This is a genomic window from Microbulbifer sp., from assembly GCF_051659245.1.
Taxonomy (GTDB): Bacteria; Pseudomonadota; Gammaproteobacteria; order Pseudomonadales; family Cellvibrionaceae; genus Microbulbifer.
Window position 1 is genome coordinate 65,648 of sequence record NZ_JBOFOC010000103.1, and the last position, 6,497, is coordinate 72,144.

At 63.9% G+C, this 6,497-nt stretch carries 7 protein-coding genes; 5 read left to right on the forward strand and 2 right to left on the reverse strand.

Going from position 1 to position 6,497, the window contains the following annotated elements; translation table 11 throughout:
* Positions 1-20 precede the first annotated feature (20 nt).
* The 4 genes from ACRC0P_RS11205 (at position 21) to ACRC0P_RS11220 (ending at position 2,896) form a co-directional block, all read left to right on the forward strand.
* A complete protein-coding gene (locus ACRC0P_RS11205) occupies positions 21-1,172 on the forward strand; it encodes a PilT/PilU family type 4a pilus ATPase (RefSeq protein ID WP_438630878.1) in 1,152 nt (383 codons plus the stop codon).
* Positions 1,173-1,278: 106 nt separating this feature from the next.
* A complete protein-coding gene (locus ACRC0P_RS11210; RefSeq protein ID WP_438630880.1) occupies positions 1,279-1,575 on the forward strand; it encodes a type II toxin-antitoxin system RelE/ParE family toxin in 297 nt (98 codons plus the stop codon).
* Positions 1,576-1,594: 19 nt separating this feature from the next.
* On the forward strand, positions 1,595-1,894 hold the full coding sequence (locus tag ACRC0P_RS11215) for a helix-turn-helix domain-containing protein (RefSeq protein WP_438630882.1): 300 nt from the start codon (positions 1,595-1,597) through the stop codon (positions 1,892-1,894).
* Between the two features lie 252 nt (positions 1,895-2,146).
* Positions 2,147-2,896, forward strand: coding sequence for an SDR family oxidoreductase (locus ACRC0P_RS11220; RefSeq protein ID WP_438630884.1), 750 nt, complete (start codon positions 2,147-2,149; stop codon positions 2,894-2,896).
* Between the two features lie 94 nt (positions 2,897-2,990).
* On the opposite strand, the gene ACRC0P_RS11225 is transcribed toward ACRC0P_RS11220, so the two are convergent.
* Together ACRC0P_RS11225 and ACRC0P_RS11230 are read right to left on the reverse strand one after the other, a co-directional pair.
* Complete coding sequence (locus tag ACRC0P_RS11225) at positions 2,991-3,734, reverse strand: LytR/AlgR family response regulator transcription factor (protein ID WP_438630886.1); 744 nt, start codon at positions 3,732-3,734, stop codon at positions 2,991-2,993.
* Positions 3,731-4,891: a sensor histidine kinase gene (locus ACRC0P_RS11230; protein WP_438630888.1), complete on the reverse strand. Its 1,161-nt coding sequence runs from the start codon at positions 4,889-4,891 to the stop codon at positions 3,731-3,733. Before ACRC0P_RS11230 ends, ACRC0P_RS11225 begins: the two co-directional genes overlap by 4 nt.
* Positions 4,892-4,982: 91 nt before the next feature.
* Here ACRC0P_RS11230 and argH point away from each other — a divergent pair, with 91 nt between their 5' ends.
* Complete coding sequence (gene argH, locus ACRC0P_RS11235) at positions 4,983-6,395, forward strand: argininosuccinate lyase (protein WP_438630890.1); 1,413 nt, start codon at positions 4,983-4,985, stop codon at positions 6,393-6,395.
* The last annotated feature ends 102 nt before the right edge of the window (positions 6,396-6,497 follow it).

A 6,497-nucleotide genomic window follows, 5' to 3' on the forward strand; every position in this document is an offset into this window, starting at 1 on the left:
AATAAACAGCGGTAAACACGATGGAAATAGAAAGACTGTTGCAACTGGTCGTAGAGAAAGGTGCATCCGACCTGTTTATCACCGCTGGCGTGCCACCGTCCATCAAGGTACACGGCAAGGTCGTACCCGCCAGCAGCACCTCCCTCACCCCGGAAACGGCCCGTGAGCTGGTGGTAGGTATCATGAACGCGCGGCAGCGCAAGGAATTCGCGGCAAAAAAGGAACTCAACTTCGCCATCGCCGTGCGCAACGTTGGCCGTTTCCGGGTCTCCGCGTTTTTCCAGCGTAACCTGGTGGGCATGGTGCTGCGCCGCATCGAAACCAAGATTCCGACCATCGACGGCTTGGGGCTGCCGGAAACTCTCAAAGAGTTGGCGATGACCAAGCGCGGATTGATTATTTTCGTGGGCGCCACCGGTACCGGTAAATCCACCTCGCTTGCCTCCATGATCGGCCACCGCAATGAAAATTCCAAAGGGCATATCATTTCCATCGAAGACCCGATCGAATTCGTGCACCAACACCGCGGCTGCATCGTCACCCAGCGCGAGGTCGGGCTGGATACCGAGTCCTTCGAGGTCGCACTGAAGAACACCCTGCGCCAGGCGCCGGACGTGATCCTGATCGGCGAGGTGCGCACCCGCGAGACCATGGACCACGCCATCGCCTTCGCGGAAACCGGCCACCTCTGCCTGTGCACCCTGCACGCCAACAACGCCAACCAGGCCCTGGACCGCATCATCCACTTCTTCCCCGCCGACAGGCACAGCCAGCTGTGGATGGATTTGTCGCTCAACCTCAAGGCCATGGTCGCCCAGCAGCTGGTCCCCACCCCCGACGGCGACGGGCGCCGCGCCTGCCTGGAAATCATGATCAACACCCCGCTGGCCTCCGACCTGATCCGCAAGGGCGAGGTGCACAAGCTGAAAGAACTGATGAAACGCTCCAACGAGCAGGGCATGCAGACCTTCGACCAGGCCCTGTACGAACTCTACGACCGCGGCGAGATCACCTACGAAGACGCCCTCGCCCACGCCGACTCCGCCAACGACCTGCGTCTGATGATCAAGCTCAAGTCCGAATCCGACGCCGAATACCTGAATAGCGCGGCGGGAGAGCTGAGCCTGCAGAATGATTCGGAGTATGGGGATGGCGGGCCGCAGCTGTATTGAGACACCTCCGGTCAACACTTGATAAAGTACGGAATTTCCGCACTATACTCAAATGCACACGGTCATTGAAACGCCAGCCTACCTGGCGGCAGCAAAGGATTGCGGGATGACGGAAGCCGAACGGCTCACCGCCATCGGCCTGGTCTCGGAGAACCCACAGGCTGGCGATGTCATGCAGGGTACCGGCGGTTGCCGCAAAGTCCGCATCCCCGGCCGGAGCAAGGAAACAAGTGGCGGCTACCGGGTGATTACAGTGTTCGGCGGAGACGAGATTCCGGTGTTTCTCCTGACCGTATTCAGCAAGGGCGACAGGGCCAATCTGACGCAGGCCCAGCGCAACCAGCTCGCCAAGCTGACTCAGGCCCTGATTTCTTCCTATGGGCGCGGCAAGGATTCAAGGTGAAAGTTTCGAGGTGATATCCATGTCCAAAAATGCTTTCGACAAAATCAAGGCCGGTCTCGAGGATGCGATCGCCTTCGCCCAGGGCGAAGCTGACAGCGACCGCTATAAAATCCACGTTCCCGCTGAAATCGACGTTTGTAAAATTCGCAAGGCGCTCGGCCTGACTCAGGCGGAGTTCGCCGACCGCTACGGCTTCAGCCTGGCGCGTATCCGCGACTGGGAGCAGCATCGCTCCCACCCCGACAGTGCCGCCCGGGCCTATCTCACTGTAATCGCCCGGGAACACGAAGCGGTCGACCGGGCACTGCGCGCGGCGTAACCGAAAATCAACCGGATCCGGCTTGGCACACGGGATTGCCTGCCACGGACAAGAGCTACCACTTTGTGCAGTTCGACGAACCGGAACTGGTGATCGACGAAGTGCGCGCCCTGGTGAAGCGCGCCGGCCAAAACTGACGAGGCGCGCACCCAACTTGCGCCCGACGTAGCCATCACACACCGCAATGAGCGAAAACTCGCGCACAGTCCCGCCTGTGAGGACACAGCCATCGCCGACTTTTTCGGGAGTGATATGTCCAAACCCATTGCACTGATCACCGGCGGCAGCCGCGGCATAGGCGCCGCCACTGTGCGCCTGCTGGCCCGCCGCGGCTACGACCTCTGTATCAGCTATCGCGAGCGCAAACAGACCGCCGAGGCGCTGGTCGATGAGCTGAGCGCATTCGGTGTAAGAATCATTGCGGTGCGGGCGGATATTTCCGAGGAATCGGACATAGAGCAGCTGTTCGCGGAGGTGGACCGACAGCTGGGTCCGGTAACCGCACTGGTCAACAACGCCGGTATGCTGCTGCCCCAGACCCGCGTGGAAAATATGACCGCGGAGCGGATCAACCGGCTTTTGCGCACCAATGTCACCGGCACACTGCTCTGCTGCCGCGAGGCCATCAGGCGTATGTCGACCGCATACGGCGGCAGCGGCGGCGCCATTGTTAATGTGTCTTCCGGTGCGGCCCGCAGCGGCTCTCCCAATGAATATATCGACTACGCCGCCAGCAAGGGCGCCGTCGACTCGATGACCGTCGGCCTCGCGAAAGAACTGGCGGACGAGGGGATTCGGGTCAACGGGGTCAGGCCCGGCCCAATCCACACCGAAATGCACGCAGACGGCGGAGAACCGGACCGAATCGAAAGGGTCAAGGCGAAGATCCCGCTGGGCCGCGGCGGCCGGCCGGAGGAAGTCGCCGGCGCGATTGCCTGGCTGCTGGGCGACGAAGCTTCGTTTGTTACCGGTTCATTTATCGACGTCACCGGCGGCAGCTGAAATCCCATCCAATAGGGGAAAGTGATGACTCTATTCAGCGCAATCGCACCGTTCGGCGGGGGCTTCCTGCACGGCGCCGTGTTGGCCGCCCGGATTAAGCCATCTCTTCAATCAGGGACTTGACCCCCGCCAGCAGTCGCCGGCTTACCCGCGGCCGCTCGGCGATACCGTCCAGCAGCACGCGGTGGTTGCCGCCGTCACGCTGCAGCCCGCAGATAAATGCCACCGCCACCAGCGCGTTGCGGTGCACCCGCACAAAGCGATCGCCGAATTCGCTCTCCAGCTCTTTCAACGATTCGTCCAGAATCGTTTCGCCGCCGTCGTGGTGGGCGACCACATATTTGCTGTCGGCGACGAAACAGCGGATCGCGTCCACTTCCAGCAGCTGTACACCGCGGCGGCTGACCGCCTTGATCTGGCGGCGACCCGCCGGCTTGCCTGCGCGCGCACCGGCCGCTTTCAACTGCGGCTTGTTCAGGCTGCCCACCTTGGCCAGCGCCGCGGCCAGCTGTTCCGCCGCAATCGGCTTGAGCAGGTAGCCCACCGCGGCCGTGGCGAAGGCCGGCAGGGCAAATTCGTCGTGTGCAGTGCAGAAGATCAGCGCCGGCGGATGATCCAGTTCCGACAGTTCCCGGGCGAGCTCCAGCCCGCTGCGGCCCGGCATCTCGATATCCAGCAACACCAGGTCCGGGTCCAGCGACTGCACCTGGGCGATCGCCTCTTCCGCGTCGGTCGCCTCGCCCAGCAGTTCGCAATCGGGAAGTCGCTGCAGCTGCCGCGCCAGGCGCGCGCGCGCCAGCGGCTCGTCGTCGACGATCAATACAGTCAGGAGATTCACACTGCAGCCTCCGTTTGCGCTGTGGATTTTATCCGCGGACCCGCCCCGATCACCGGCAGTTCCAGCCGCACGCGATAGCGGTCGTCGCCGCGCTCGGCGGCAAACAGAAAGCGGTTGCCGTAGTGGGCAGCCAGGCGCTGGCGAATGTTCTCCAGGGCCATGCCGTTGTGTTCACGGGCCCTTTCCCCATCCGATTCGGGCAGCGGGTTGTCGATTTCGAACAACAGCCGATCACCCGCGTGCCGCAGCTGCACCGAGATCTCGCCGCCGGCGCGCAGCCGCGCGACGCCGTGCAGCACGGCGTTCTCCAGCAGCGGCTGCAGCAGCATGCTGGGAACCTCTACCCCATCCACCTCTTCGGCCAGGTCCCAGCGGCTCTGCAGCCGCTCGCCCAGTCGCAGCTGCTCGATATCCAGGTAGCGCCGCGCCAACGCCAACTCCTGTTCGAGAGGCACCAGCCTGGGCTCCGCCAGGCTGGCGCGGAACAGCGCCGACAGGTCTTCCACCAGGCGCTCGGCGCGGACCGGATCCACGGCGATAAGGCTGGCCAGGCTGTTCATGCTGTTGAACAGGAAGTGAGGGCGGATGCGCGACTGCAGCGCCTGGATGCGCGCCCCCAGCTCGGCCTGCTGCTGGTTGTGCAACTGCTGCTGCACGTAGGCGTAGCGCAGCACCACCCCCGCACAGATGGCGCCCAGCAGGCAGTTGCCGAGCCACTGCCAGTAGTCGAAGGGGGATTGGGAGAGGCCGGCCAACCACCACTGCTGGGCCGCCATCACCGCCAGCACCACCCCCAGCACCACCGCGAAACTGAGGCCGCCGGCCAGTTTGTGCGACAGCTGCGCCAGCAGCGGGCGCAGGCGGCACAGCAGCGCCGCCGCCGGCAACACCACCCACTGCACGGTGAGCGACACCAGACCCAGGCGCTGCCAGTCGAACTGGCGCAGGCCGTCCACCGCCAGCACCAGAACGAGCGCCAGCAGTTCTCCCATCAATACCAGCGCCGCCAGCGCCGAGACACTGCACAGGTCCGGCAGCAGGGGGGTATGCGGGCTGGGCAGATCAGACGCGCGCGCAGAATCTTTGCCGGTTGCGGCAATCCTGCGAATTTGCTGCGCTATAATGCCCGCCGGCTCCGCCGGGTGTGGAGAAGACATACCGCTTATTATTCTTGATTTTCCCGAAGTGAGTCCGGGAAGATACCACCAACCGCCCCGGCCTTTCACCCACTCAGCTGTCAGGGAAACCATGAGCAACCACAAACCCTCCCCCAATCCCGCGTCAAAACTCTGGGGCGGCCGCTTTAGTGAAGCTACCGATGCCTTCGTGGAAAGGTTCACCGCCTCCGTGACCTTCGACCAGCGCATGGCGCTGGAGGACATTCAGGGCTCCCTGGCCCACGCGCAGATGCTCTCGGAAGTGGGTGTGCTCAGCGCAGACGAATACCGGCAGATCGCCGACGGGCTCAAGGCGATCGCCGCGGAGATAGAGGCCGGCGAGTTCCTCTGGTCGGTGCAGCTGGAAGACGTGCACATGAATATCGAGGCGCGCCTGACCGAGCGCATCGGCGCCACCGGCAAGAAGCTGCACACCGGCCGCTCGCGCAACGACCAGGTGGCCACCGATATCCGCCTGTGGCTGCGCGGGCGCATAGACCAGATAGCTTCCGAACTCACCCGCCTGCAAACAGGCCTGGTGGCACTGGCGGAGCGGGAGGCGGACACCATCATGCCCGGCTTCACCCATCTGCAGTCGGCGCAGCCGGTGACCTTCGGCCACCACCTGTTGGCCTGGAACGAAATGCTGACCCGCGACTACGAGCGGCTGACGGACTGCCGCAAACGGGTCAACCGCTCCCCCCTGGGCGCCGCGGCGCTGGCGGGCACCAGCTATCCGATCGACCGCGCGCGCACCGCCGAACTGCTCGGCTTCGACGCGCCCACGGAAAACTCCCTGGATTCCGTGAGTGACCGGGATTTCGCCATCGAGTTCTGCGCCTTTGCCGCGCTGCTGCTGACGCACCTCAGCCGCGCCAGCGAGGAGCTGGTGCTGTGGACCTCCAGCCAGTTCGACTTTATCGACCTGCCGGACCGCTTCTGCACCGGTTCCTCGATCATGCCGCAGAAGAAAAACCCGGACGTGCCGGAACTGGTGCGCGGCAAGACCGGCCGCGTCAACGGCCACCTGATCGCCCTGCTCACGCTGATGAAGAGCCAGCCGCTGGCCTACAACAAGGACAACCAGGAGGACAAGGAGCCGCTGTTCGACGCCGCCGACACCGCCCTCGACTGCCTGCGCGCCTTCGCCGATATGGTGCCGGCGCTGAAGGCGAAGAAGGAAAACATGCTGGCCGCCGCGGCAAAAGGCTTCTCCACCGCCACCGACCTGGCGGACTACCTGGTGCGCAAAGGCGTGGCCTTCCGCGACGCCCACGAGATTGTCGGCCAGTCGGTGGCCTACGCGATCGAACAGCAAAAGGACCTGGCGGAATTGAGCCTGGACGAACTGCGCAAATTCTCCGAAGTGATCGAAGGGGATGTGTTCGATGTACTGACCCTGGAGGGCTCGGTGGCCGCGCGGGATCATATCGGCGGCACCGCGCCGAAGCAGGTGCGCGCGGCCTGCGCGCGGGCAAAAGCACTGATCGCAGCGCGGCAATAATTTTTCGGCGCGGCTTGTAGGAGCGGTCCGGCCGGGAGCGGCCCATGGCCGCGATCGGATTCCAGAGGATTCGGAAAGATCGATCGCGGCCATGGGCCGCTC

Coding starts and splice junctions, on each gene's coding strand:
- ACRC0P_RS11215 (WP_438630882.1), top strand. CDS start 1,595: ATGTCCAAAAATGCTTTCGACAAAATCAAGGCCGGTCTCGAGGATGCG.
- argH (WP_438630890.1), top strand. CDS start 4,983: ATGAGCAACCACAAACCCTCCCCCAATCCCGCGTCAAAACTCTGGGGC.
- ACRC0P_RS11205 (WP_438630878.1), top strand. CDS start 21: ATGGAAATAGAAAGACTGTTGCAACTGGTCGTAGAGAAAGGTGCATCC.
- ACRC0P_RS11210 (WP_438630880.1), top strand. CDS start 1,279: ATGACGGAAGCCGAACGGCTCACCGCCATCGGCCTGGTCTCGGAGAAC.
- ACRC0P_RS11230 (WP_438630888.1), bottom strand. CDS start 4,891: ATGTCTTCTCCACACCCGGCGGAGCCGGCGGGCATTATAGCGCAGCAA.
- ACRC0P_RS11220 (WP_438630884.1), top strand. CDS start 2,147: ATGTCCAAACCCATTGCACTGATCACCGGCGGCAGCCGCGGCATAGGC.